This window comes from Citrobacter sp. Cpo012 (assembly GCF_030333015.1).
Taxonomy (GTDB): domain Bacteria; phylum Pseudomonadota; class Gammaproteobacteria; order Enterobacterales; family Enterobacteriaceae; genus Citrobacter; species Citrobacter portucalensis.
Map to the genome: position 1 here is coordinate 24,865 of NZ_JAOWGR010000039.1, position 25,575 is coordinate 50,439.

The window sequence follows — 25,575 nt, forward strand, 5'->3', positions numbered from 1 at the left end:
TTAGCGTGGTTTCAGGGTAGCGATAAGAAAGTCTTTTGAACTTTCAACTTTACCCTGCTGAATGGCCGCAGCCGGATCGACGTGTTTCGGGCAGACTTCGGAGCAGTAGCCCACGAAAGTACAGGTCCAGACGCCGTTCGGGCTGTTCAACTGAGCCATACGCTCCTTCTTACCGTGGTCGCGGCTATCTTCGTTGTAACGATGCGCCAGCGTAATCGCAGCCGGTCCAATGAACTCAGGGTTCAGGCCGAACTGCGGACACGCGGCATAGCACAGACCACAGTTGATGCAACCGGAGAACTGATGATACTTCGCCATCTGCGCCGGAGTCTGGGTGTTTGGACCCTGATCCGGTGTACGCGGGTTACCGATAATGTACGGTTTGATCGCTTCCAGGCTTTCGATAAAGTGCGTCATGTCGACGACCAGATCGCGTTCAATCGGGAAGTTGCCCAGCGCTTCAACCTTCATGCCGTTGGTGTAATCACGCAGGAAGGTTTTGCACGCCAGTTTCGGTACATTGTTGACCATCATGCCGCAGGAGCCGCAGATCGCCATACGGCAGGACCAGCGGTAGCTCAGGTCCGGTGCCAGGTTATCCTTGATGTAGCCCAGCGCATCCAGCAGTGACGTGGTTTCATCATAAGGAACTTCGTAGAAAGCACTGTGCGGCGCGGTATCGGTTTCCGGGTTATAGCGCACCACCTCAACTTTCAGGTTTTTAATCTCAGCCATTCGCCTTCTCCTTCTTATCGGCTGCTTCCGCTTCGCCACCGTAAACACGTTTAGCTGGTGGCAGAGTGGTGATTTTCACGTCGCTGTATTCCAGGCGAGTCGTGCCGTCAGCATCGCGGAAGGCGAGGGTGTGTTTGAGGAAGTTCACATCGTCACGCTCGGTGCAGCCTTCATCCAGACGCTGGTGCGCGCCGCGGGATTCTTTACGCGCCAGAGCAGAGTGCGCCATACATTCAGCAACGTTCAGACCGTGACCCAGTTCGATGGTATACAGCAGGTCGGTGTTGAAGACGCTGGAGGTATCAGTGATACGTACGCGCTTGAAGCGTTCCTGCAGTTCTGCCAGCTTATCAACGGTTTTCTGCATGAGTTCCGGCGTACGGTAGATACCGCAACCTTCTTCCATGGACAGGCCCATTTCGTCACGGATCTTAGACCAGTTTTCGTTACCTTCCTGGTTAACCAGATCTTTCAGACGTTTTTCAACGCCAGCAACCTGTGCATCAAGAGCGGCACTGTTTGCAGCGCCAGCCGTTGCAGCGCGTTCTGCTGCCTGCTCACCGGCCATACGACCGAAGACCACCAGTTCTGCCAGGGAGTTAGAGCCCAGACGGTTAGCGCCATGCAGACCAACAGAGGAACATTCGCCGACAGCGAACAGACCTTTAATGCGGGTTTCACAGTGCTGATCGGTTTCGATACCGCCCATGGTGTAGTGCGCGGTCGGACGTACCGGGATCGGTTCTTTAACCGGATCGACACCCACGTAAGCTTTCGCCAGTTCGCAGATGAACGGTAAACGTTCGAGCAGTTTTTTCTCGCCGAGGTGACGCAGGTCGAGGTGAACCACATCGCCACGCGGAGTTGAAATGGTGTTGCCTTTGCGCCATTCGTGCCAGAACGCCTGAGAAACTTTGTCGCGCGGACCGAGTTCCATGTATTTGTTTTTTGGCTCGCCCAGCGGGGTTTCCGGACCCATGCCGTAGTCTTGCAGATAACGGTAGCCGTTTTTGTTGACCAGAATACCGCCTTCACCACGGCAGCCTTCAGTCATCAGGATACCGGATCCTGGCAGACCTGTTGGGTGATACTGAACGAATTCCATATCACGCAGCGGAACGCCGTGGCTCAGCGCCATGCCCATACCGTCGCCGGTTACGATGCCGCCGTTGGTGTTGTAACGGTAAACACGACCTGCGCCGCCCGTTGCCATCACGACAGCGTTAGCACGGATTTGCACCAGCGTGCCTTCCATCATGTTCATGGCGACCAGGCCGCGAGCATGACCGTCGTCAACCAGGATATCCAGAACGAAGTGTTCGTCAAAGCGCTGAATCTGCGGGAACTGCAAAGATGTTTGGAACAGCGTATGCAGCATGTGGAAGCCGGTCTTATCCGCGGCAAACCAGGTACGCTCGATTTTCATGCCGCCGAAGCGACGTACGTTGACGCTACCGTCTTCACGACGGCTCCATGGGCAGCCCCATTGTTCCAGTTGCGTCATTTCAGTTGGGCAGTGGTGGACAAAGTAATCCACGACATCCTGCTCACACAGCCAGTCTCCGCCTGCTACCGTATCGTGAAAATGGTAGTCAAAGCTGTCATGATCCTGCGCGACAGCAGCAGAGCCGCCTTCGGCAGCAACGGTATGGCTGCGCATTGGGTACACTTTTGAGATCAGTGCGATTTTAGCGTTGGGATTTGCTTGTGCGGCAGCAATTGCAGCACGTAATCCCGCGCCACCGGCGCCTATAATGGCAAGATCGGCTTGAAAGGTTTGCACGACATTCCTCCAGATTGTTGTTATTTCATCCCTGCCTGAAATCAGATGCTTCATCGGCTTCAAACAGGTTATGAACGCGTTTCCACTGCTCCTTTATAGGTACAATAGTATAGTCTTAGGGATGTGCGGGAAATTTGACGTGTTCGATTTTTTTAGCGTGTCATAGGGGGGAATTATCATTGAATTTGATTAATTTAATTACTAAACCACCCTAAGTCGCTTTTTTTATCCAATTGCCAGTGATGATTAGTGCTGCCTGAAATTTGTCTCGCTAGCGCGATACGAGTAGACTTCGTGCCCTTGTCATAAATCGGAGAAACAACCATGAGCGAAACGGCAACCTGGCAGCCGAGCGCGTCCATCCCCAATCTGTTGAAACGTGCAGCAATTATAGCGGAGATTCGCCGCTTTTTTGCCGATCGTGGCGTGCTTGAGGTTGAGACCCCTTGTATGAGTCAGGCAACGGTAACGGACATCCACCTGTTCCCGTTCGAAACGCGTTTCGTTGGCCCTGGACACTCCCAGGGAATGAATCTCTATTTAATGACCAGCCCTGAATACCATATGAAGCGCCTGCTGGTGGCAGGATGCGGCCCGGTGTATCAACTGTGCCGCAGCTTCCGTAATGAAGAGATGGGGCGCCATCATAACCCTGAATTCACCATGCTTGAGTGGTATCGCCCGCACTACGATATGTATCGCCTGATGAATGAAGTGGATGATTTGCTCCAGCAGGTGCTGGACTGCTCACCTGCGGAAAGCCTTTCTTACCAGCAGGCCTTCCAGCGCCATCTGGAGATTGACCCGCTGTCTGCGGATAAAACCCAACTGCGGGAAGTGGCGGCGAAATTGGATCTCAGCAATATCGCTGATACCGAAGAAGACCGGGATACCTTACTGCAACTGCTGTTTACGATGGGTGTTGAACCGCATATTGGTAAAGACAAGCCGACGTTTGTGTATCATTTCCCGGCCAGCCAGGCATCACTGGCGCAAATCAGTACCGAAGATCACCGCGTGGCTGAGCGTTTCGAGGTTTATTACAAAGGTATTGAGCTGGCGAATGGTTTCCATGAATTGACCGACGCGCGCGAACAGCAGCAGCGGTTTGAACAGGATAACCGCAAACGTGCCGCACGAGGCTTACCACAGCAACCTATCGATACCAACCTGCTGGAAGCGCTGAAAGTCGGCATGCCGGATTGCTCAGGCGTGGCGCTGGGCGTTGACCGTCTGGTGATGCTGGCGCTGGGCGCAGAGAGCCTGGCCGAGGTAATCGCATTTACCGTCGATCGCGCATAACTTACTCTTCTGCAATACAAAGTGGTGGCTTAATCGCCACTTTGTAGCATATTTTTTCATTTCCCCTCTAATAGCCACAATTTACACCTGGATATTTGATATCGTTTAGGTATCAATTCTGTGTTGTTTTTTTTATCGCTGAACTCTGCAAAGAGAGCAGTGCCAATCGGTGAGCGGCGTTTGTTAAACGCTTGCCAGAGTAAGGGATGGTTTAATGACCCAAACAATAAAAAAGATGAGCCTGATAGGTCTCATTCTCATGATATTTACGTCAGTTTTCGGTTTTGCTAATAGCCCCTCCGCGTTCTATTTAATGGGGTATAGTGCAATACCGTGGTATATATTTTCTGCATTATTATTCTTTATTCCATTTGCTTTAATGATGGCGGAAATGGGTTCTGCCTATCGGAAAGAAGAGGGGGGAATCTATTCGTGGATGAATAATAGCGTTGGACCACGCTATGCGTTTATCGGCACGTTTATGTGGTTTTCTTCTTATGTGATATGGATGGTTAGTACTGCGGCGAAAGTCTGGGTACCTTTTTCAACCTTCTTGTTTGGCGCAGACATGACGCAGCACTGGCGTATTGCAGGGCTTGAGCCTACGCAGGTTGTCGGGCTGCTCGCAGTCGGTTGGATGATCCTGGTGACCTGCGTGGCATCCCGGGGTATTAATAAGATTGCGCGTATTACGGCTGTAGGTGGAATTGCCGTAATGTGTCTTAATTTAGTTCTGTTGTTAGTGAGTGTCGCTATTTTGTTATTAACTGGTGGCCACTTTGCACAGGATATTAATTTCATCTCTTCGCCTAATCCAGGATATCAGTCTGGACTGGCAATGTTGTCATTTGTTGTGTTTGCCATTTTTGCTTACGGCGGAATTGAAGCTGTGGGGGGACTGGTTGATAAAACAGAAAAACCAGAAAAGAACTTTGCAAAAGGCATTGTCTTTGCCGCTATTGTCATTTCTGTTGGTTATTCACTGGCCATCTTTTTATGGGGCGTTAGCACCAACTGGCAGCAGGTATTAAGTAATAGCTCAGTTAACCTCGGGAATATTACCTATATCCTGATGAAAAGCCTCGGAATGACGTTGGGTAACGCGCTACATCTTTCCCCTGATGCCGCAATGGTGATGGGCGTATGGTTTGCACGTATTACCGGGCTTTCCATGTTCCTTGCCTACACCGGCGCTTTTTTCACCCTCAGCTACTCACCGCTGAAAGCGATTATTCAGGGCACGCCGAAGGCGTTGTGGCCCGCGCCGATGACCAAACTGAATGCCGTAGGGATGCCGACGACGGCAATGTGGTTACAGTGCCTGCTGGTGAGCCTGTTTATCCTGTTGGTTTCATTTGGTGGCGATACGGCTTCGGCGTTCTATAACAAACTGACGCTGATGGCGAACGTCTCGATGACGCTGCCGTATCTGTTCCTGGCGCTGGCGTTTCCGTTCTTTAAATCCCGTCCGGGTCTGGAAAGGCCGTTTGTTGTCTTTAAAACCCGAGCGGCGACGCTGCTGGCAACGGGAGTGGTCGTGCTGGTGGTGACGTTTGCTAATGTGTTCACTATCATCCAGCCGGTAATTGAAGCCGGAGACTGGAACAGCGCACTGTGGATGACCGGCGGTCCGATCTTCTTCTCACTGCTGGCGATGGCGATTTATCAGAACTACAGCCGTCGCACGGCGAAACAGTTTCGCTGGGTGACAGACTGAGAAAAGATACATATTGAATTTTCCCAAAGCCCGAATGGAACACCCACCGGGCTTTTTCATATAAAATAATTCGAGATTTTTATCAGAATGATATTTGCGTGTATATTTTATGATTGTTTATATGTCAAATCTAGGTAGGTGATTTTTTATGCTTGGAAAGCATTGTTACTATGAATCTATTTGTAAATATAATTTTGATTGCTTTTTCTATACATGTGATGTCTATCTCATTACTAATTGAGACTCATAGCTATTGTCGGGTTAATGCTAAATTAAGTTAGGTGATAAATTTTCATGATGATTAGCTCTCCACCTTTTTGTGAGATCGATGAATATGGTTTTCCTCATTGGAATGGGTTAGATTTTTTTCGATGGTATGCCTTACCTACTAATTGGCGTTTTATGACTGGGAAAGCATATCTCTGGTATTATAAAACAGCTTGGTTAGTTCACCATAGAGCAATGATAAAACAATACGCTTATGAAGCAAGAATCCCTGAATTACTCCTTGCAGGTGTTGCTGTTGCTGAAGTAGGCGGAACCCCAGAGAGATTTAAAGGTGTTGGTGTTCTGCAATTTAGACAGATAATTGAAGAAATATTGGGAAAGTACAGTAATGAATCGTCTAATGCTACATCGGTCGGTTCAATTGCTATCCAGATAGGTGTTGCAGCCAAAACTATAGGTATCCACCCTGATAAATTGACTCATTTTCAGCAATTTCGCCTGTCGCAGTGTTTACTTGATAACAGCTTTAACATTCGGGTTGTAGCATTCCATTTACATGATCTTATTTTATATGATAATCCAGACGCTGATACTTTGTACTTGACTGACGAGCAGATAATATTGGCGGGTTCCAGATATAATCGTGGAACAATGAGAAGTAAAGATGATATTGTTCAATCAATTAGTGAGTTACCCGGTTCTCCGGGGCGTGAATATAGTGAATATGGTCGTCGAATTATAGAAAAGAAAGATATAATACTTAAAATTATGCGAGGCGGTTAATGAGTTGGAAGTCTTTTACGTTGAATTTCATCTGGGGTATAATAAGCATTATATCGATAATTATATTTTCAACGCAGGACAAGGAATGGTTTATCGATGGCAGGGGAATCAATGATATCTGTGATGTCATGAAATATATTGAGAATGATGATATTCGAACTGTGGGTATAGCTTTAACTCTACCTCTATTTATTCCTTTTATCTATGCAACTGTATGGAGAAGGCAACGTAGTATCTGGCAATATTCTGTTATAGCGGCTCTACTGTTCTTTTGGTTATGGCGCTTTGTTATACGATACCAATTATGTTGGTAAATAAGATGTTGGGTAGTGCTCAACACACCCAACGTTCTTCTTATTGTGACACGATTTACAAACTACCCGCCGGGCGACTGCCTCTGCCCGCAGAACTTAACGTTCTCCCTGTTTGCTTACCGCCGAGGCTCTCCAGACGCATCTGGAACGGAGGGAACGGCATATCAATACCGTGCTCGCGGAAGCCTGCCAGAATTAGCTGGTGGATTTCATGGCGCAGCGGCATGCGATGCCCCATTTCTGCGGCATAAATACGCAGTTCGAAGATTTGAATCCCCTGCTGCAGGTCAACCAGGAAGACTTCAGGTGCCGGATTATCGATAACCAGCGAACAGCGCTGCGCGGCAGTCAGCAGGATCTGCGTAACCTCCTCGCTATTCGCCTCAGACGGTGCCGGGATGGTTAACACCACACGGGTAACGGAATCGGATAACGACCAGTTGATAAACTGTTCAGTGATAAAGGCTTTGTTGGGCACGATGATCTCTTTGCGGTCCCAGTCGCTGATAGTGGTGGCGCGGGTATTAATTTTCGTCACGCTACCGGTAAGATCGCGAATCGTCACCGTGTCGCCAATGCGGATTGGTTTTTCAAACAGGATAATCAGGCCGGAAATAAAGTTGGCGAAGATCTCCTGCAAACCAAAGCCCAGACCGACACCGAGAGCCGCCACCAGCCATTGCAGTTTGGACCATTCAATACCGATCATCGAGAAGCCAACCAGACCGCCAATCAGCATCAGCAGATACTTGGTGATGGTGGTGATGGCATAACCGGTGCCGGGGGTTAAATCCAGATGTTGCAGTAGTGCCAGCTCCAGCAGTGCGGGTAGGTTGCGCACTAACTGGGTGGTGATGATGAATACCAGAATCGCGATAAGCACCGCGCCCAGTGTTATCGGTTCTAAGCTTTCCACGCCCTGAACCGTGGAGGTGACATCCCACAACGAGATGTTTTCCAGGAAGCCGAAAGCGGAATGAATTTCTGACCACAGTACAATGACCGAGAGCAGGGCGATAAGCATCAGGATAGAACGCACCAGGCGCAGCGATTGCGCGCTGATAGCATCCAAATCCACTTCGCTTTCATCAACGTCAATCGCGCCTTCAAGGCTGGTGGAATGCGGTGGTTCTTCTTCGCCCCGCGCGCGCTGCGCCAGCATTTCAGCGCGTCGATGCTTGGCGCGGTCAAACGCCAGGCGGCGACGCTGAATCAGCATCCAACGGCGGATAACGTGATACACCACCAGTAATAAGAACCAAATCGCTACAGACGTTTCTAGACGTGCCAGCAGGGCTTGTGACGTGGCGAGGTAGCCTACTGCCGCGGCGAGAATGGCAATCAGCGGCGCACCCATCAGCATATTCCACAGCATGCTGTTGACCATGTTATCGCTGTTGCCCTCTTTATCGAGGTACAGCGGTATCCCGGCGCGTTTCAGGCTCAGGGTTACGACCGCCAGCGCACCGCAAATCAGAATAAAGCACAGACGCCCCAGTGAGGCGGAGAATTCCCGGTCATTGAGGTTATCAAACATAATCACCGCCATGATCAACGGGACAATCAGCCCGATGCTCATCAGGTAATAGTGCATGGCTTTCGCGACGCGGTTCCGCGGCCAGCCAAAATGGGCAATGAACAGACCGTTGGGACGTGCAAAGGTGGCGCAGATCATTACTGCCCATAGCATGGGCACCGTGGCGGTAACGCCATCGCCGATCGCGACAGCCAACGGATAAGGCCAGGCTTCCTGCAATCCGTAACCGAGCGTTGCCCACAGCACTGGCAACGGCGAAGCGACGAGTATTGACCAGAATACCGTGCGTATTGTCAGCCAGAAGTGGTCCTGGGTGACTTTCCCGACCCGCGCGGACGAGCGTTCAAGGAAACGGGTGAAGTGCTTGCGCGAAGAGAGGCTAAAGCCAACTAACACCAACGCCGCGAACAGCGGTAGCAGCGTTTCTTTGCTGGTCAGCATCATGATGCTGGCTTTGCCCAACTGATTAAACGTATCTAATGAGATCAGACGCCGCAGATCCTGAACGATGTCGACAGGCCAGGAGAGTGAGATAGGGCTAACGTCTGACGTCCAGAACAGGTAGCGGTGCGTCGCTTCGTTGACCTCTTTTAGCGCATCTTCCAGTTGACTGTTGGAAACTTTGAGCTTGGTCAGCTCAAGGATCAACGTATCGCCGCCCTGTAACAAAGAGTTCAGCAGTTCACGCTGGGTGCGTAGCTGGGCGTTGAGAATGCTGCTCTGTTCAGCGGTGAGAGGTTGTCCATCGGCCTGATGAATTTGACGCAGCTGCGGCTGTTTGTTGAGGAGATCCTCATAGCGCATGCGGTGTACGCGAAGCTGCGCCATTTCGGTATCCAACTGCTGAGGTTTGGGCATTTCCGGCAGACGGGATACCTGCGCTCGCAGCGCTTCTCCCAGCATATTTGAAACCCCAAGCCACTGAGACTGCTCTCGCAGCGTATTCAATGCCTGACGCACCTGCAGCGTTTGGCTGGCGGCCTGACGCTGCTGCGAGGCGACCAGGTCCATACGCTGTGCTTGCTGGTTCAAGGCCTGAGACAGCTCGCGGTTTACCTTGAACTGGTCGACAATACCCTCCGGCAGTCCCGCGCTGTTTTCCGCCAGCAGTTCAGTGCTTTCCAGCGCTCGCTCAGCTTCACGCTGACGTTGACTGTTAAGCTGGTTGCGCAAAGCCTGCAGGTAAGCGTCGAGTTGTTGACTCTGTTTTTCCGCCAGTTCGGAGCGCATACGCGCCAGTTCCTGACGGTTATTGGCGGAAAGCTGCGCCAGCTCCAGTTCATCGACCTGGGCTTTAAGTTTGGCGGATTCAGCCTGCATCGCCTGATTCTGTGCGGAATTACCGTTGGCGGTACCAATGCGTCGCTCAAGCTCATTGAGCTGGCGGCGGGCATCGGTTTGCTGTTGAGGAAGCTGGCTTAACGAGTCGGCGATTTCCCGGGCGCGATCCTGCTCCTGCTGGGCCTGACGACTCTTTTCCAGCAGTTGGCTGCTAACCTGGAGGATCTCCTGGTTTAACGCATCGGTAGTGAGTCCGGTTGGCACATTGCGCGGTTCATCACGCAGGTTGCTAAGCTGCGCGCGTAACGTTGCGGACAGCTTGGGGAAGTTATCAATAACCTGCTGATATTGCTGGGCACGCTCGAGAGAGCCTTTACGCTCCTCAAGGGCATTCAGCGCGGACTGGAGCGCCTCGACGGTTTCTGGCTGAGCAGGTTTTGCCGCTTTTGCCTGCTCCAGTTCCTGGGTGAGTTGTTTGGCATCGGGGGCCGTCGCAGCGTACGCCCCCAGGCTGAGGCACCAGGCCATCAGAAAAGTGATAATCAGGCGCACAGCAGCGATTCCTATATTTAACTTTCGTCTTTTTTGTCGTCAACCAGCGGGCTGGCGTCGTGTTCTGCTTCGATCTCTTCTTTCGCCAGCGGGGCCGGTTCTGCCTCTGGCGTCACGAAAGTCTCGGTTGAGATGGCCATTGGTTGGCCGATTTTGGTCACGGACAGATCCTGCAACTGCTCAACCAGGTTAACTTTGCCAGGTGCGAACAGGTTGATGACGGTGGAACCGAGCTTAAAGCGGCCCATTTCCTGACCTTTCAGCAGCGCCACCGACCCTTCGCTTTCGCCTTCCGGCCAGGTCCAGCGCTTGATGACGCCTTCACGCGGTGGGGTAATGGTGCCAGCCCATACGGTCTCAATGCTGCCGACGATGGTCGCGCCGACCAGAATCTGCACCATCGGGCCAAATTCGGTATCAAACAGACAGATTACACGTTCGTTGCGGGCAAACAGGTTCGGTACGTTTTGCGCAGTCAGGATGTTTACAGAGAAGAGATCGCCCGGCACATACATCATTTCACGCAGGATACCGTTACACGGCATGTGTACACGGTGGTAATCGCGTGGAGACAAGTAAGTGGTTACAAACGTACCGTTGCGGAATTTGTCCGCCATCTGATAGTTGCCAGCCAGCAGCGCTTCAAGGGTATAGCTGTGCCCTTTAGCCTGCAGCAGTTTGTCTTCCTCGATGTTGCCTAACTGGTTAATCACACCGTCAGCGGGCATGACCAGTACGTTTGGATCGGTATTAATCGGGCGAGCATCATCGCGCAGCGGGCGAACAAAGAAGTCGTTGAAGGTGCGATAGCTGGCGGTGTCCGGCTTTTGCGCCTCTTTCATATCGACCTTGTAATATTTCACGAACAGATCGATAACCAGTTTGGTCAGCCATCCCGCTCGTTTGCTCGCACCCCAACCCGCCAGGCGAGTGAGCCATAGTTTCGGCAGAATGTATTGTAGCGAAAGCTTAAATGAGTTTAACAAGGTAGCCTCCAGGCCATAATTTGTTCCCGATCCGGCATACGGGCCGGATCCTGAAAAAAGGGGGACGATTCTAGCGATGCTTAGCTTAGTTGTCAGTTGTCTGTATCAGAAAAGTTTTTACGCGTTTTTACCTGCGCCATGCTTTCCAGGATGCGGTGATAATTTTCAAACCGGGTTTCGGCTATGGCCCCTTTTTCTACAGCCTCACGGATAGCGCAGCCTGGATCGGTATCATGCTTGCAGTCGCGGTATTTGCAATGGCCCAGGTAGTCATGAAATTCGACAAAGCCATGCGTGATTTGTTCCGGCTCCAGATGCCACAGTCCAAACTCACGTACACCAGGGGAGTCGATAACGTCGCCGCCGTGCGGGAAGTGATACAGGCGAGAGGCCGTGGTGGTGTGCTGTCCAAGGCCGGAGTTGTCAGAGACATCATTGGTCAGGATCTCTTCCTGCAGGCCGAGGAGATTATTGAGCAGGCTGGATTTACCTACGCCCGATTGACCGGCAAAAATGCTGATGCGATCGGTTAATGCTTCTTCAAGCGGTTTCAGGCCGTCTTTAGTGCGGCTTGATACCATCAACACCTGATAGCCAATGTTGCGATAGATATCCATCTGTTCGTTAACGAAGGCCATGCCTTCATCATCCAGCAGATCGATCTTATTCAGAACGATAATCGGTTCAACGTGTAGCGTTTCGCAGGCTACCAGATACCGGTCGATAATATTGAGTGACAGCTCGGGTAAGATGGCTGAGACAATAACGATCTGGTCGATGTTGGCGGCAATAGGCTTTACCCCGTCGTAAAAGTCGGGGCGTGTCAGTACCGAGGTACGATCGTGTACCGCTTCAACGATACCTTTGACATTCACGCCTTCAGCTGCCGCTTTACCCGGGCGCCAGACTACGCGATCGCCAGTAACCAGCGAGCGAATTGTACGGCGGATGTTGCAACGGTGAATTTCACCGTCAGCAGACTCTACGTCGGCATGCATGCCAAAACGGCTGATAACGATGCCTTCGGCGGTTTCGCCAAACAGGTTGTCGTCGTAGTCGGGCTTCTCCGTGGACGTTTTAAGACGACGCTGGTGATTGGCGTTCACACGGCGCTGTTGGCCTTTGGAGAGTTTATTCTTACTCAATCGGACTGGCTCCTGGTCGCCCATGATGGGCAAAACATTTATGATACACACAATTTTAGATCAATGTAGTCACACTGAATGTGACGCTGAAGGGTGGAAAATAGCATGAGTGCCAATGAAAACAACCTGATTTGGATCGATCTGGAGATGACTGGTCTGGATCCCGAGCGCGATCGCATTATTGAGATCGCCACGCTGGTGACGGATGCCAACCTGAATATTCTGGCTGAAGGACCGACAATTGCGGTGCACCAGTCCGACGAACAGCTGGCATTAATGGATGACTGGAACGTACGTACGCATACTGGTAGCGGGCTGGTGGAGCGCGTGAAGGCGAGCACCATGGGCGATCGTGAAGCTGAACTGGCCACGCTGGCTTTTTTGAAAGAGTGGGTTCCGGAAGGGAAATCACCTATCTGCGGCAACAGCATCGGGCAGGATCGTCGTTTCCTGTTTAAATACATGCCGGAGCTGGAGGCGTATTTCCATTATCGCTATCTGGACGTCAGCACGCTCAAAGAACTGGCGCGTCGTTGGAAGCCGGAAATCCTTGCGGGCTTCACCAAGCAGGGAACACATCAGGCGATGGACGACATTCGTGAATCTGTTGCTGAGCTTGCTTACTATCGCGAACATTTTATTAATCTTTGATTTTGTTCTCCGGTGGCTTGCGTCACCGGTTTTTTGACGCTAAATTGTTCAGCTTGATTGTAAATTAATCACTTGAACGAATTTTCGAAAAAAACGCTTTCAGGGGGGTTGCAGCTAAACGGATTTCTCGTATAATGCGCCTCCCGTAACGACGCAGAAATGCGAATTACGACAGCAACAAAAGCAGTACAGATTTGCGGGAATAGCTCAGTTGGTAGAGCACGACCTTGCCAAGGTCGGGGTCGCGAGTTCGAGTCTCGTTTCCCGCTCCAAAATTTGAAAATGCTTATTAAGCAAAGACACACCCAAGCGGGAATAGCTCAGTTGGTAGAGCACGACCTTGCCAAGGTCGGGGTCGCGAGTTCGAGTCTCGTTTCCCGCTCCAAAATTTGAAAATGCTTATTAAGCAAAGACACACCCAAGCGGGAATAGCTCAGTTGGTAGAGCACGACCTTGCCAAGGTCGGGGTCGCGAGTTCGAGTCTCGTTTCCCGCTCCAAATTCTTACCCCAATAAAAATATCCACAACGAATAATCGCGTTGGGGACGTTTTGTTTCATCATTGACATACTCTTGTAAACAGACTTATCCACAGGTTCGGGTATTATTCCTGGAATGCAAAAAACTTCGCCGGGTGAATAGTATCATTTTAACTATTTGAAATTATTAACTTAATTATCATTTCAAATTGTTAATACGATCACTTGACGATTTTTTCCCTCTTGAATATCAATGTGTTTTTATTTTTATACACAAGCTGTGGATGACTTAAGCGTCGCGCGGCAGACCCTTCTCAATGACCCTGACCAAACGTTGTTTCTGCGGTAGCTGCACCTCAACTACGCAGGCATTTCGCTTCTCGATTTGCTGAGCAACCGCCCACTCTATGTGTTCGTCGAGAAGTGGGTGCTCACCTCTGCGACTTTCCAGTGCGCGAAGAATGGCTTCATTCCAGGGGGCATTACCCAACGCAACGGCGATATTTCGCAGCCAGCGCAGGTGGCCAATACGACGAATGGCAGACCCCTCAGTGACTTTTAAAAACCACGCTTCGCTCCAGCTAAACAGCTCTATTAACTCCGGAGCATGAAGCTGCTTGCGCGGGTTGAAGTCATCCTCTGCCGTCAACTGTGAATAGCGGTTCCACGGGCAAATAAGCTGGCAATCATCGCAGCCATAAATTCGATTCCCCATCAAGGGACGAAATTCTTCCGGGATCGCGCCTTCCAGTTCGATAGTGAGATAAGAGATACAGCGGCGCGCATCCACCGTGTAGGGTTCAACAATGGCCCCAGTGGGACAGATGGTCATGCAGGCAACGCATTTCCCGCATCCTTCTTCTGCTGGTTGGTCGACCGGTAGGGGTAAGTCGATCAGTAATTCCCCGAGGAAGAAAAATGAACCGGCTTCGCGATTGAGGATAAGTGAGTGCTTACCTGTCCAGCCAAGCCCGGCTTTTTCCGCTAACGGACGCTCAAGAATGGGCGCAGAATCGACAAAAGGTCTAAAATTCAGCGAAACGCAATGCTGTTGAATCATCTCTCCCAGCTTTTTTAAGCGGTTACGTAGCAGCTTATGATAGTCGCGCCCCAGCGCGTAACGGCTGACGTAACCCAGAGAAGGATTCTTCAATGTGCTGGCGAAGGCCGCATTGGCAGGAAGATAGTTCATACGTACGCTGATGACACGTAGCGTACCGGGCAATAATTCGTGAGGTCGGGCGCGCATCATGCCGTGACGGGCCATCCAGTCCATCTCGCCGTGGTATTGTTTATCCAGCCAGGCCTGCAGTTTGGGTTCCGCTTCGCTGAGGTCGGTATCGGCAATCCCGACCTGCTGAAAGCCAAGCTCCAGCCCCCACTGCTTAATATTTTGCGCTAACTGATTGAGATCGAGGGGCTCTGACATGACGGACCATACAATGAAGAAAAACCCCGCAAGTATACCACACTCCATCTGGCACGCCGATGACATCAGGCGGATGGAGCGAGAAGCGGCAGACAGTTCAGGGCTGACGCTGTACGAACTGATGCAACGGGCGGGAGAGGCGGCTTTTCAGGTCACTCGTGAGGCTTATCCGAACGCCCGGCACTGGCTGGTGCTATGTGGTCATGGCAACAACGGCGGTGATGGTTACGTAGTGGCAAGACTTGCCAAAGCGCTGGGTCTTGAAGTTACGTTGCTGGCGCAGGAAAGTGACAAACCGCTCCCCGAGGAGGCGCAGCAGGCACGTGATGCCTGGCTTAACGCTGGTGGCGTCATTCACGCGGCGGATATCAATTGGCCAAATAACGTGGACGTCATTATTGATGCGCTGTCAGGCACTGGCTTAAAACATGCGCCGCGTGAGTCTCTCTCGGTATTGATTGAACGTGCCAATTCTCACCCAGCCCCCACCGTGGCGATAGACATTCCCTCCGGCCTGCTGGCGCAGACGGGAGCGACGCCGGGCGCGGTCATCAACGCAGCGCATACCATTACCTTTATTGCACTCAAGCCGGGCCTGCTCACCGGTAAAGCGCGCGATGTCACCGGGCGTCTGCATGTTAACGCACTTGGGCTGGGCGACTGGCTGGCGGGGCAGAATGCACCAATACAACGTTTTGATGCTCAACAGCTTGCGCACTGGCTAACGCCGCGTCGACCCTCCTCGCACAAAGGCTCCCACGGGCGGCTGGTGATTATCGGCGGTGACCACGGTACGGCTGGCGCAATACGCATGGCCGGGGAAGCCGCGCTGCGAGCAGGTGCCGGGCTGGTCAAAGTGCTGACGCGCAGTGAAAACATTGCGCCTATTTTGACAGCCAGACCGGAACTGATGGTCGATGCGCTGACGCCGCAGACGCTGGAAGAGAGCCTGGCGTGGGCGGATGTAGTGGTGATAGGCCCCGGGCTTGGTCAGCAGGAGTGGGGCAAAAAAGCGCTGCAAAAAGTGGAGAATTTTCGCAAACCGATGCTCTGGGATGCGGATGCGCTGAACCTGCTGGCAATCAACCCCGATAAACGTCACAATCGCGTGATCACGCCGCATCCAGGTGAAGCCGCGCGACTGCTGGGTTGTTCCATTGCAGAAATTGAAGACGATCGCTTACTTTGTGCACAACGTCTGGTAAAACGGTACGGAGGCGTGGTAGTGCTGAAAGGCGCGGGTACGGTTGTTGCTGCTGAACAGGCGGAGTTGGGTATTATTGATACCGGCAATGCCGGGATGGCCAGCGGCGGAATGGGGGATGTGCTTTCCGGTATTATTGGCGCATTGCTCGGACAGAAGCTTACCCCGTATGATGCAGCATGTGCGGGATGTGTTGCGCACGGAGCGGCGGCGGATGTGCTGGCGGCGCGTTTTGGTACGCGCGGCATGCTGGCGACAGATCTCTTTACCACGCTACAGCGTATTGTTAACCCTGATGTGATTGACGTTTATCATGATGAATCGAGTAATTCCACTACCTGATGAGCAGGCGACTTTAGACCTGGGACTGCGGGTAGCCAAAGCCTGTGACGGCGCGACGGTTATATATTTGTACGGCGACCTGGGGGCGGGTAAAACCACCTTCAGCCGGGGATTTCTGCAGGCGTTAGGTCATAAAGGTAATGTAAAAAGCCCCACCTACACGCTGGTTGAACCCTATTCACTCGATAACTTGATGGTATATCACTTCGATTTATACCGACTTGCGGACCCAGAGGAGCTGGAATTTATGGGGATCCGCGATTATTTTGCCAATGATGCCATCTGCCTGGTGGAATGGCCGCAACAAGGTAAAGGTGTACTGCCAGACCCGGACGTCGAAATACACATTGAATACCAGGCGCAAGGTCGAGAGGCGCGTGTAAGCGCAGTCTCCTCATCAGGTGATTTATTGCTGGCGCGTTTAGCCGATTAACCTTAAGGGTGGCGGGATGATTTATCGCATCAGAAACTGGCTGATGGCAACCCTGGTCCTGCTGTGCGCGCAGGCAGGGGCCGCCAGTCTCTCCGATCTTCAGGTGTCCAATGGCGATCAACAGGCGCGGATTACGCTGAGCTTTATTGGCGATCCTGAATATGCCGTTTCGCAGGACGGGAAACGAACCGTCGCGCTGGATATTAAACAAACCGGTGTGATTCAGGGGTTACCGCTGCTGTTTAGCGGCAATAATCTGGTGAAATCTATCCGTTCCGGCACGCCAAAAGATGCGCAGTCTCTGCGCCTGGTGGTGGATTTAACCGAGAACGGTAAAGCCGAAGCAGTAAAACGCCAGAACGGCGGCAATTATACCGTCGTGTTTACCATCAACGCTGATGCGCCGCCGCCGCCTCCACCTCCCGTGGTTGCAAAGCGTGTTGAAGCGCCGATTGTTGCCCCACGTCCTGTCGAGCCAGCGCGCAATCCGTTTAAAGCAGAAAACGATCGCACTACGGCTGTGACTAACAGCAATACCTCCACGCGCCCTGCGGCGCGCGCCAGCACCAGCAACGGCGATAAAGTGGTGATTGCCATTGATGCCGGACACGGTGGACAGGATCCTGGCGCTATTGGTCCTGGCGGCACGCGTGAGAAAAACGTCACGATTGCCGTGGCGCGCAAGCTGCGCAGTTTGCTCAATGATGATCCGATGTTTAAAGGCGTACTCACCCGTGATGGTGATTACTTTATCTCGGTGATGGGGCGTTCAGACGTCGCGCGTAAACAAAACGCCAATTTCCTGGTTTCCATTCACGCGGATGCCGCGCCAAATCGTGATGCCACAGGTGCTTCCGTTTGGGTGCTGTCAAACCGTCGGGCGAACAGTGAGATGGCCGGCTGGCTGGAACAGCACGAGAAGCAATCGGAGTTGTTGGGCGGCGCGGGCGATGTGCTGGCAAACAGCCAGTCCGATCCTTACCTCAGCCAGGCCGTACTGGATCTGCAGTTCGGTCATTCGCAGCGCGTCGGGTATGATGTGGCGACTAGCATGATCGGCCAGTTAGAACGTATTGGTTCGATGCATAAGCGTCGTCCAGAACACGCCAGTCTTGGCGTACTGCGTTCGCCTGATATCCCGTCAGTGCTGGTTGAAACCGGCTTTATCAGTAACAACAGCGAAGAACGTCTGTTGGCGAGCGATGATTACCAGCAGCAACTGGCTGAGGCGATTTACAAAGGATTGCGTAACTATTTCCAGGCGCACCCGATGCAAACCGGGCCGCAGGGCGCACCGGCGCAAACCGCCAGCGCCATATCGCCGGGTAACACGTTAACAAATTAAGGATTAGCCATGCCGATTCAGGTTCTACCGCCACAGCTGGCGAACCAGATTGCCGCAGGCGAGGTGGTAGAACGGCCTGCGTCAGTGGTGAAAGAGCTGGTGGAAAACAGCATTGATGCCGGTGCGACGCGCATTGATATCGATATTGAACGCGGCGGCGCGAAGCTTATCCGTATTCGTGACAACGGCTGCGGGATTAAAAAAGACGAGCTGGCGTTGGCGCTGGCGCGTCATGCCACCAGTAAAATAGCCTCGCTTGACGATCTTGAAGCCATCGTGAGCCTCGGATTTCGCGGCGAAGCGCTGGCCAGTATCAGCTCCGTGTCTCGCTTAACCCTTACATCGCGTACGCAAGAACAACCCGAAGCCTGGCAGGCGTATGCCGAAGGGCGTGACATGGATGTCACAGTTAAACCCGCTGCGCATCCGGTGGGAACCACGCTGGAGGTGCTAGATCTGTTCTACAACACCCCGGCGCGGCGCAAATTTATGCGCACCGAGAAAACCGAATTTAATCATATCGACGAGATTATTCGCCGCATTGCGCTGGCGCGTTTTGATGTGACGATAAATTTGTCGCACAACGGCAAAGTGGTGCGTCAGTACCGGGCAGTGGCCGCGGATGGGCAGAAAGAGCGCCGACTGGGCGCGATTTGCGGCACGCCGTTTCTGGAGCATGCGCTGGCGATCGAATGGCAGCATGGCGATTTAACATTGCGCGGCTGGGTGGCCGATCCTAACCACACAACGGCAGCACTGGCAGAAATCCAGTACTGCTATGTGAATGGTCGGATGATGCGCGACCGGCTGATCAACCATGCTATCCGCCAGGCCTGTGAAGATAAGCTGGGAGCCGATCAACAGCCCGCTTTTGTGTTGTATCTGGAAATCGATCCGCATCAAGTGGATGTCAACGTACACCCAGCTAAACATGAGGTCCGTTTCCATCAATCCCGCCTGGTGCACGATTTTATTTACCAGGGCGTGTTGAGTGTCCTACAACAGCAGCTTGAAACGCCGCTGCCGTTGGCTGATGACGACGAACCCGCCCCAAGGCACATTCCGGAAAACCGCGTTGCTGCTGGACGCAACCATTTTGCCGAGCCGGCTCCCGCGCGTGAACCTGCGACACCGCGGTACTCAGCATCCGCTGGCACTGGAAGTGGCAATAGTGGTGGCGGTGGCCGTCAGGCGGGAGCCAGTTGGCCTCATGCTCAACCCGGATACCAAAAGCAGCAGGGCGAAATTTATCAGCAACTGATGCAGACGCCTGCTCCAACGCGTAAAACGCCGGTCTCTGAAACGCCATCGACGCCTCTGACTGGCAACAGTCAGGGCTTTGGCCGGGTGCTAACGATTGTTGGTGCAGACTGCGCGTTACTCGAGTGTGATGGCCATATTCGGTTGTTGGCATTACCGGTGGCTGAGCGTTGGTTGCGTCAGGCGCAGTTAACGCCGGGTCAGGGAGCGGTTTGTGCTCAACCGTTACTGATCCCTTTACGTCTAAAAGTGACCGCCGATGAAAAAGCAGCACTGCAAAAAGGACAGAGCCAACTGGCTGAGTTGGGCATTGAATTTCAGCTGGATGCGCAGCATGTGACCATCCGGGCGGTGCCTTTACCCTTACGCCAACAAAATTTACAAATCTTGATTCCTGAACTGATAGGCTACCTGGCGCAGCAATCCGTATTCGAGCCGGGCAATATTGCACAGTGGATCGCACGTAAGCTGATGAGCGAGCATCCACAGTGGAGCATGGCACAGGCGATTACGCTGTTAGCGGATGTTGAGCGGCTCTGCCCACAACTCGTGAAGGCACCGCCGGGTGGTCTGTTACAACCTGTTGATTTACATTCGGTAATGAATGCCCTGAAACATGAGTGATACCCGTAAGGCGAGCCTGCCAAAGGCGATTTTTTTGATGGGGCCAACGGCCTCCGGTAAAACGGCATTAGCAATTGAATTGCGTAAAGTTTTGCCCATAGAGTTGATAAGCGTTGATTCCGCCCTTATTTACAAGGGGATGGATATCGGTACAGCCAAGCCTGATGCAGATGAATTACAGGCCGCACCGCACCGATTACTGGATATCCGCGATCCATCGCAGGCGTACTCCGCTGCGGATTTTCGTCGCGATGCGTTAGCCGAGATGGCCGACATCACCGCCGCGGGCCGTATCCCGTTGTTGGTGGGCGGCACAATGTTATATTTCAAAGCCTTGCTTGAAGGACTGTCGCCGTTACCGTCGGCGGACCCGGAAGTCAGGGCCAGAATTGAGCAGCAGGCGGCAGAGCAGGGTTGGGACGCGTTACACCGACAGCTTCAGGACATCGATCCCGTGGCAGCGGCGCGTATTCATCCAAATGATCCGCAAAGACTTTCCCGGGCACTGGAAGTTTTTTTCATTTCGGGTAAAACTTTAACGGAGCTGACGCAAACGTCAGGAGATGCTTTGCCGTATCAGGTGCATCAGTTTGCAATCGCCCCGGCGAGCCGTGAACTGCTCCATCAGCGAATTGAGCAGCGTTTTCATCAGATGTTAGCTTCAGGTTTTGAAGCAGAAGTCCGGGCGCTTTTTGCCCGTGGAGATTTGCATACGGATTTGCCTTCCATTCGTTGTGTAGGGTATCGCCAGATGTGGTCATACATTGAAGGCGAAATTTCATACGATGAAATGGTTTATAGAGGTGTTTGCGCCACGAGGCAGTTGGCGAAGCGACAGGTAACCTGGTTGCGTGGTTGGGAAGGGGTGCACTGGCTTGACAGTGAAAAGCCTGACCAGGCGCGAAACGAAGTATTACAGGTTGTTGGTGCTATCGCGAACTGAATGTGTACAATTGAAACGTATCGTGCGCAATTTTTCAGAATCGAAAGGTTCAAAGTACAAATAAGCATATAAGGAAAAGAGAGAATGGCTAAGGGGCAATCTTTACAAGATCCGTTCCTGAACGCACTGCGTCGGGAACGTGTTCCAGTTTCTATTTATTTGGTGAATGGTATTAAGCTGCAAGGTCAAATCGAGTCTTTTGATCAGTTCGTGATCCTGTTGAAAAACACGGTCAGCCAGATGGTTTATAAGCACGCGATTTCTACTGTTGTCCCGTCTCGTCCGGTTTCTCATCACAGCAATAATGCCACCGGCGGCACAGGCAGCAACTACCATCACGGTAGCAACGCGCAAGGTTCATCTGCGCAACAGGACAGCGAAGAAACCGAATAAGGTTATTAGCTGTTTTACATACGGGGAGCCAGCGATCCTGTGTTCCCCGTTGATTTATATTAAGGGGTTGACGCTTGTTTGACCGTTATGATGCCGGTGAGCAGGCGGTACTGGTACACATCTATTTTTCGCAAGACAAAGATATGGAAGACCTCCAGGAGTTTGAATCTCTGGTTTCTTCCGCCGGTGTCGAAGCAATGCAGGTGATTACCGGGAGCCGTAAAGCACCGCACCCGAAGTATTTTGTTGGTGAAGGTAAGGCAATCGAAATTGCCGAAGCCGTAAAAGCGACTGGCGCTGCGGTGGTGATTTTTGATCATGCTCTAAGCCCTGCCCAGGAACGTAACCTGGAACAGTTGTGCCAGTGTCTTGTTATCGACAGGACTGGTCTCATTTTAGATATTTTTGCCCAGCGTGCGCGAACCCATGAGGGTAAGTTGCAGGTTGAGCTGGCGCAGTTGCGCCATATGGCTACGCGTCTGGTCCGTGGCTGGACTCACCTTGAACGGCAAAAGGGCGGGATTGGTTTGCGCGGTCCGGGTGAAACCCAGCTCGAAACCGACCGTCGTTTGCTGCGTAATCGCATTTTGCAGATACAGTCGCGCCTGGAAAAAGTTGAAAAGCAACGTGAGCAGGGGCGACAGTCGCGCAAGAAAGCGGATGTCCCAACCGTATCACTGGTGGGATATACCAACGCCGGAAAATCCACCCTGTTCAACCAGATCACCGAAGCCCAGGTCTACGCAGCGGATCAGCTGTTTGCGACTCTGGACCCGACGCTGCGCAGAATAGACGTGGCGGACGTGGGTGAGACCGTGCTGGCGGATACCGTAGGATTTATCCGTCATTTGCCGCACGACCTGGTGGCGGCGTTTAAGGCCACCTTGCAGGAAACACGTCAGGCGACATTGTTGCTGCACGTTATTGATGCAGCAGATTTTCGTGTGCAGGAAAACATTGAGGCCGTCGACACGGTGCTCGAAGAGATCGATGCGCATGAGATCCCGACCCTGCTGGTGATGAATAAAATCGATATGTTGGATGACTTTGAGCCGCGTATCGACAGAGATGAAGAGAATAAACCCATTCGCGTTTGGGTATCAGCGCAAACGGGGATTGGTATACCACAACTTTTTCAGGCTTTGACTGAGCGACTTTCCGGTGAGGTGGCGCAGCATACGTTGCGTTTGCCGCCGCAGGAAGGGCGTTTGAGAAGCCGGTTTTATCAACTTCAGGCAATAGAAAAAGAGTGGATGGAGGAGGACGGCAGCGTAGGTCTGCAGGTTCGTATGCCGATCGTAGACTGGCGTCGCCTCTGTAAACAAGAACCGGCACTGGAAGACTATGTTGTCTGATCTGACGGATATGGCCTGAAGATTTTTTCGCCTCTATACCTTGTGGATTTTGTGCGGCAGGAAGGCGGCAAGTCCTGAAATCTCCAGGAGCATAGTCAACTATGTGACTGGCGTTGAGGGACGCAGCCAACGCAACGGCAGCACAAAAGACGCAGGTATAGCATCGCATAACAAATATGGAGCACAAAAATGGCGTGGAATCAGCCCGGTAATAACGGACAAGACCGCGACCCCTGGGGAAGCAGCAAACCTGGCGGCAACCCTGAGGGAAATGGAAACAAAGGTGGTCGCGAGCAGGGACCTCCCGATCTGGACGATATCTTCCGCAAACTGAGTAAAAAGCTCGGTGGTCTGGGTGGCGGTAAAGGTACTGGCTCTGGCGGCGGTAGTTCATCGCAAGGCCCGCGTCCGCAACTGGGCGGTCGAGTCTTTACTATCGCAGCGGCCGCTATCGTCATTATCTGGGCGGCCAGCGGTTTCTATACCATTAAAGAAGCGGAACGCGGCGTGGTGACACGCTTCGGTAAATTCAGCCATTTGGTTGAACCGGGTCTGAACTGGAAACCGACCTTTGTCGACGAAGTGACACCGGTCAACGTTGAAGCCGTGCGTGAACTTGCCGCATCCGGCGTCATGCTGACCTCTGACGAAAACGTCGTGCGCGTCGAAATGAACGTACAGTACCGCGTGACCGATCCGCAGCGTTACCTGTTTAGCGTAACCAGCGCGGATGACAGTCTGCGTCAGGCTACCGACAGTGCCCTGCGTGGGGTTATCGGTAAATACACCATGGACCGTATCCTGACCGAAGGTCGTACCGTTATTCGTAGCGATACCCAACGTGAACTGGAAGAAACGATCCGTCCGTACAACATGGGTATCACTCTGTTGGACGTCAACTTCCAGGCTGCACGTCCGCCGGAAGAAGTAAAAGCCGCGTTTGACGATGCTATCGCAGCACGTGAAAACGAACAGCAGTACATCCGTGAAGCGGAAGCGTACACCAACGAAGTTCAGCCGCGTGCAAACGGTCAGGCGCAGCGTATTCTGGAAGAAGCGCGTGCGTATAAGACTCAGACAATCCTGGAAGCACAGGGTGAAGTGGCTCGCTTCGCAAAAATTCTGCCGGAATATAAAGCCGCACCGCAAATTACCCGCGAGCGTCTGTATATCGAAACCATGGAAAAAGTGCTGAGCAATACCCGCAAAGTCCTGGTTAACGATAAAGGCAGCAATTTGATGGTTCTGCCGCTGGATCAAATGCTGAAAGGTGGTAGTGCGCCAGCAGCAAAGACTGACAGCAGTTCAAACCTGCTGCGTCTGCCGCCAGCAACGACTTCCAGCACTGGAGCAAGCAACACATCGTCCACCAGTCAGGGCGATATTATGGACCAACGCCGCGCGAATGCGCAGCGTAACGACTACCAGCGTCAGGGGGAATAACGATGCGTAAGTCAGTTATTGCGATTATCATCATCGTTCTGGTAGTTCTGTTCATGTCTGTCTTTGTGGTCAAAGAAGGCGAGCGCGGTATTACTCTGCGCTTTGGTAAAGTTCTGCGTGACGATGAAAACAAGCCGCTGGTCGTAGCACCTGGCCTGCACTTCAAGATTCCGTTTATTGAATCTGTGAAGATGCTGGATGCGCGTATTCAGACCATGGACAACCAGGCCGATCGCTTTGTTACCAAAGAGAAGAAAGACCTGATCGTTGACTCCTACATCAAGTGGCGCATCAGTGACTTTAGCCGTTACTACCTGGCAACGGGCGGTGGCGATGTTTCTCAGGCGGAAGTCCTGCTGAAACGTAAGTTCTCTGACCGTCTGCGTTCTGAAATTGGTCGTCTGGACGTGAAGGACATCGTTACCGATTCCCGCGGTCGTTTGACCCTGGAAGTTCGTGACGCGCTGAACTCCGGTTCTGCTGGCACGGAAGATGAAGTGGCGACTCCGGCAGCAGATAGCGCGATTGCCGAAGCGGCTGAACGTGTTCAGGCTGAAACGAACGGTAAAGTACCGGTCATCAACCCGAACAGTATGGCGGCATTAGGCATCGAAGTGGTTGACGTGCGTATTAAGCAAATCAACCTGCCTGCTGAAGTGTCCGAGGCTATCTACAACCGTATGCGCGCTGAGCGTGAAGCGGTAGCGCGTCGCCATCGTTCACAAGGCCAGGAAGAGGCGGAAAAACTGCGTGCAACGGCTGACTATGAAGTCACTAAAACGCTGGCAGAATCTGAGCGTCAGGGCCGTATTATGCGCGGTGAAGGCGATGCAGAAGCCGCTAAGCTGTTTGCCGATGCGTTCAGTCAGGATCCGGACTTCTACGCCTTCATCCGTAGCCTGCGTGCTTACGAGAAGAGCTTTGAAGGGAATCAGGACGTAATGGTCATGAGCCCGGACAGCGATTTCTTCCGCTACATGAAGACACCAAATACCGCGACACGCTAATCGCGTTTCAGCGGTTTTAAAGCAGCAAAACCACCGGCATCTCCAGGGATGCGGTGGTTTTCTTTTTATATAAGGGCGATGGATGAATTCAACAATTTTGCTGGCGCTCGCGCTGGTTTTGGTGCTGGAAGGGCTGGGTCCGATGCTTTATCCCAGCGCATGGAAGAAAATGATCTCTGCAATGGCGCAACTTCCCGGAAATATTTTGCGTCGTTTTGGTGGAGGTCTTGTGGTTGCGGGCGTTGTGGTCTACTACATGTTGAGGAAAACGATTGGCTGATCAATAAGTAGACTAATTTGCGGAT

21 protein-coding genes and 3 tRNA genes are annotated in these 25,575 nt (G+C 52.4%); 18 read left to right on the forward strand and 6 right to left on the reverse strand.

Translation table 11 applies throughout. The features are described from left to right. Positions 1–735 (reverse strand): fumarate reductase iron-sulfur protein, encoded by a 735-nt coding sequence (frdB, locus tag OGX90_RS13935; RefSeq protein ID WP_234692608.1) that lies wholly within the window; start codon positions 733–735, stop codon positions 1–3. Then, positions 728–2,518: a fumarate reductase (quinol) flavoprotein subunit gene (frdA, locus tag OGX90_RS13940; protein WP_003830519.1), complete on the reverse strand. Its 1,791-nt coding sequence runs from the start codon at positions 2,516–2,518 to the stop codon at positions 728–730. The genes frdB and frdA overlap by 8 nt, the downstream gene beginning before the upstream one ends. Positions 2,519–2,842: 324 nt before the next feature. Here frdA and epmA point away from each other — a divergent pair, with 324 nt between their 5' ends. From epmA to OGX90_RS13960, 4 genes are all read left to right on the forward strand, one after another. Continuing rightward, the gene (gene epmA, locus OGX90_RS13945) at positions 2,843–3,820 is read left to right on the forward strand and encodes an elongation factor P--(R)-beta-lysine ligase (protein ID WP_003830517.1); all 978 of its coding nucleotides are present in this window, start codon (positions 2,843–2,845) and stop codon (positions 3,818–3,820) included. A gap of 214 nt (positions 3,821–4,034) precedes the next feature. After that, on the forward strand, positions 4,035–5,537 hold the full coding sequence (gene yjeM / locus OGX90_RS13950; protein WP_174770790.1) for a glutamate/gamma-aminobutyrate family transporter YjeM: 1,503 nt from the start codon (positions 4,035–4,037) through the stop codon (positions 5,535–5,537). Between the two features lie 294 nt (positions 5,538–5,831). Further along, the gene (locus OGX90_RS13955) at positions 5,832–6,548 is read left to right on the forward strand and encodes a hypothetical protein (protein ID WP_080754150.1); all 717 of its coding nucleotides are present in this window, start codon (positions 5,832–5,834) and stop codon (positions 6,546–6,548) included. Continuing rightward, positions 6,548–6,862, forward strand: a complete 315-nt coding sequence (locus tag OGX90_RS13960) for a YjeO family protein (protein ID WP_047406749.1) — start codon at positions 6,548–6,550, stop codon at positions 6,860–6,862. The genes OGX90_RS13955 and OGX90_RS13960 overlap by 1 nt, the downstream gene beginning before the upstream one ends. A gap of 55 nt (positions 6,863–6,917) precedes the next feature. Here the strand turns inward: OGX90_RS13960 and mscM are convergent, their stop codons facing one another. From mscM to rsgA, 3 genes are all read right to left on the reverse strand, one after another. Beyond that, on the reverse strand, positions 6,918–10,232 hold the full coding sequence (gene mscM / locus OGX90_RS13965) for a miniconductance mechanosensitive channel MscM (RefSeq protein ID WP_008785996.1): 3,315 nt from the start codon (positions 10,230–10,232) through the stop codon (positions 6,918–6,920). Between the two features lie 17 nt (positions 10,233–10,249). Continuing rightward, entirely contained in the window at positions 10,250–11,218 is a 969-nt protein-coding gene (asd, locus tag OGX90_RS13970; protein ID WP_048212901.1) for an archaetidylserine decarboxylase, read from the reverse strand. 92 nt (positions 11,219–11,310) lie between these two features. Further along, positions 11,311–12,363, reverse strand: coding sequence for a small ribosomal subunit biogenesis GTPase RsgA (gene rsgA, locus OGX90_RS13975; protein ID WP_172111153.1), 1,053 nt, complete (start codon positions 12,361–12,363; stop codon positions 11,311–11,313). Between the two features lie 105 nt (positions 12,364–12,468). On the opposite strand from rsgA, the gene orn reads away from it, so the two are divergent. The 4 genes from orn to OGX90_RS13995 all read left to right on the forward strand — a co-directional run bounded on the left by orn (position 12,469) and on the right by OGX90_RS13995 (position 13,512). Beyond that, positions 12,469–13,014: an oligoribonuclease gene (gene orn, locus OGX90_RS13980; protein ID WP_020996267.1), complete on the forward strand. Its 546-nt coding sequence runs from the start codon at positions 12,469–12,471 to the stop codon at positions 13,012–13,014. A 196-nt stretch (positions 13,015–13,210) separates the two neighbouring features. Beyond that, a tRNA-Gly gene (locus OGX90_RS13985) sits at positions 13,211–13,286 on the forward strand. Between the two features lie 37 nt (positions 13,287–13,323). Then, positions 13,324–13,399: transfer RNA gene (locus OGX90_RS13990), tRNA-Gly, on the forward strand. Between the two features lie 37 nt (positions 13,400–13,436). After that, positions 13,437–13,512 (forward strand) — tRNA-Gly (locus tag OGX90_RS13995). 269 nt (positions 13,513–13,781) lie between these two features. On the opposite strand, the gene queG is transcribed toward OGX90_RS13995, so the two are convergent. After that, positions 13,782–14,921 (reverse strand): tRNA epoxyqueuosine(34) reductase QueG, encoded by a 1,140-nt coding sequence (gene queG / locus OGX90_RS14000; protein WP_111466215.1) that lies wholly within the window; start codon positions 14,919–14,921, stop codon positions 13,782–13,784. On the opposite strand from queG, the gene nnr reads away from it, so the two are divergent. The 10 genes from nnr to OGX90_RS14050 all read left to right on the forward strand — a co-directional run bounded on the left by nnr (position 14,920) and on the right by OGX90_RS14050 (position 25,550). Beyond that, the gene (gene nnr / locus OGX90_RS14005) at positions 14,920–16,467 is read left to right on the forward strand and encodes a bifunctional ADP-dependent NAD(P)H-hydrate dehydratase/NAD(P)H-hydrate epimerase (RefSeq protein ID WP_234692607.1); all 1,548 of its coding nucleotides are present in this window, start codon (positions 14,920–14,922) and stop codon (positions 16,465–16,467) included. The genes queG and nnr overlap by 2 nt on opposite strands. Further along, entirely contained in the window at positions 16,439–16,900 is a 462-nt protein-coding gene (gene tsaE / locus OGX90_RS14010; RefSeq protein WP_008786002.1) for a tRNA (adenosine(37)-N6)-threonylcarbamoyltransferase complex ATPase subunit type 1 TsaE, read from the forward strand. The genes nnr and tsaE overlap by 29 nt, the downstream gene beginning before the upstream one ends. A 16-nt stretch (positions 16,901–16,916) precedes the next feature. Beyond that, a complete protein-coding gene (gene amiB / locus OGX90_RS14015) occupies positions 16,917–18,245 on the forward strand; it encodes an N-acetylmuramoyl-L-alanine amidase AmiB (RefSeq protein ID WP_048215090.1) in 1,329 nt (442 codons plus the stop codon). 9 nt (positions 18,246–18,254) lie between these two features. After that, a complete protein-coding gene (gene mutL / locus OGX90_RS14020) occupies positions 18,255–20,129 on the forward strand; it encodes a DNA mismatch repair endonuclease MutL (protein ID WP_286624104.1) in 1,875 nt (624 codons plus the stop codon). Further along, positions 20,122–21,072: a tRNA (adenosine(37)-N6)-dimethylallyltransferase MiaA gene (gene miaA / locus OGX90_RS14025; protein WP_003839486.1), complete on the forward strand. Its 951-nt coding sequence runs from the start codon at positions 20,122–20,124 to the stop codon at positions 21,070–21,072. Before mutL ends, miaA begins: the two co-directional genes overlap by 8 nt. 84 nt (positions 21,073–21,156) lie before the next feature. Beyond that, positions 21,157–21,465 (forward strand): RNA chaperone Hfq, encoded by a 309-nt coding sequence (hfq, locus tag OGX90_RS14030; protein ID WP_003025584.1) that lies wholly within the window; start codon positions 21,157–21,159, stop codon positions 21,463–21,465. Between the two features lie 74 nt (positions 21,466–21,539). Then, positions 21,540–22,820 carry a ribosome rescue GTPase HflX gene (gene hflX, locus OGX90_RS14035; protein WP_003830495.1) on the forward strand — a complete coding sequence of 427 codons (1,281 nt, stop codon included), beginning with the start codon at positions 21,540–21,542 and terminating at the stop codon, positions 22,818–22,820. Between the two features lie 189 nt (positions 22,821–23,009). Continuing rightward, entirely contained in the window at positions 23,010–24,263 is a 1,254-nt protein-coding gene (hflK, locus tag OGX90_RS14040; protein WP_008786005.1) for an FtsH protease activity modulator HflK, read from the forward strand. Positions 24,264–24,265: 2 nt separating this feature from the next. Beyond that, positions 24,266–25,270 carry a protease modulator HflC gene (gene hflC, locus OGX90_RS14045; RefSeq protein ID WP_003830491.1) on the forward strand — a complete coding sequence of 335 codons (1,005 nt, stop codon included), beginning with the start codon at positions 24,266–24,268 and terminating at the stop codon, positions 25,268–25,270. 82 nt (positions 25,271–25,352) lie between these two features. Beyond that, complete coding sequence (locus OGX90_RS14050) at positions 25,353–25,550, forward strand: DUF2065 family protein (protein ID WP_286624106.1); 198 nt, start codon at positions 25,353–25,355, stop codon at positions 25,548–25,550. Positions 25,551–25,575: the final 25 nt, after the last annotated feature.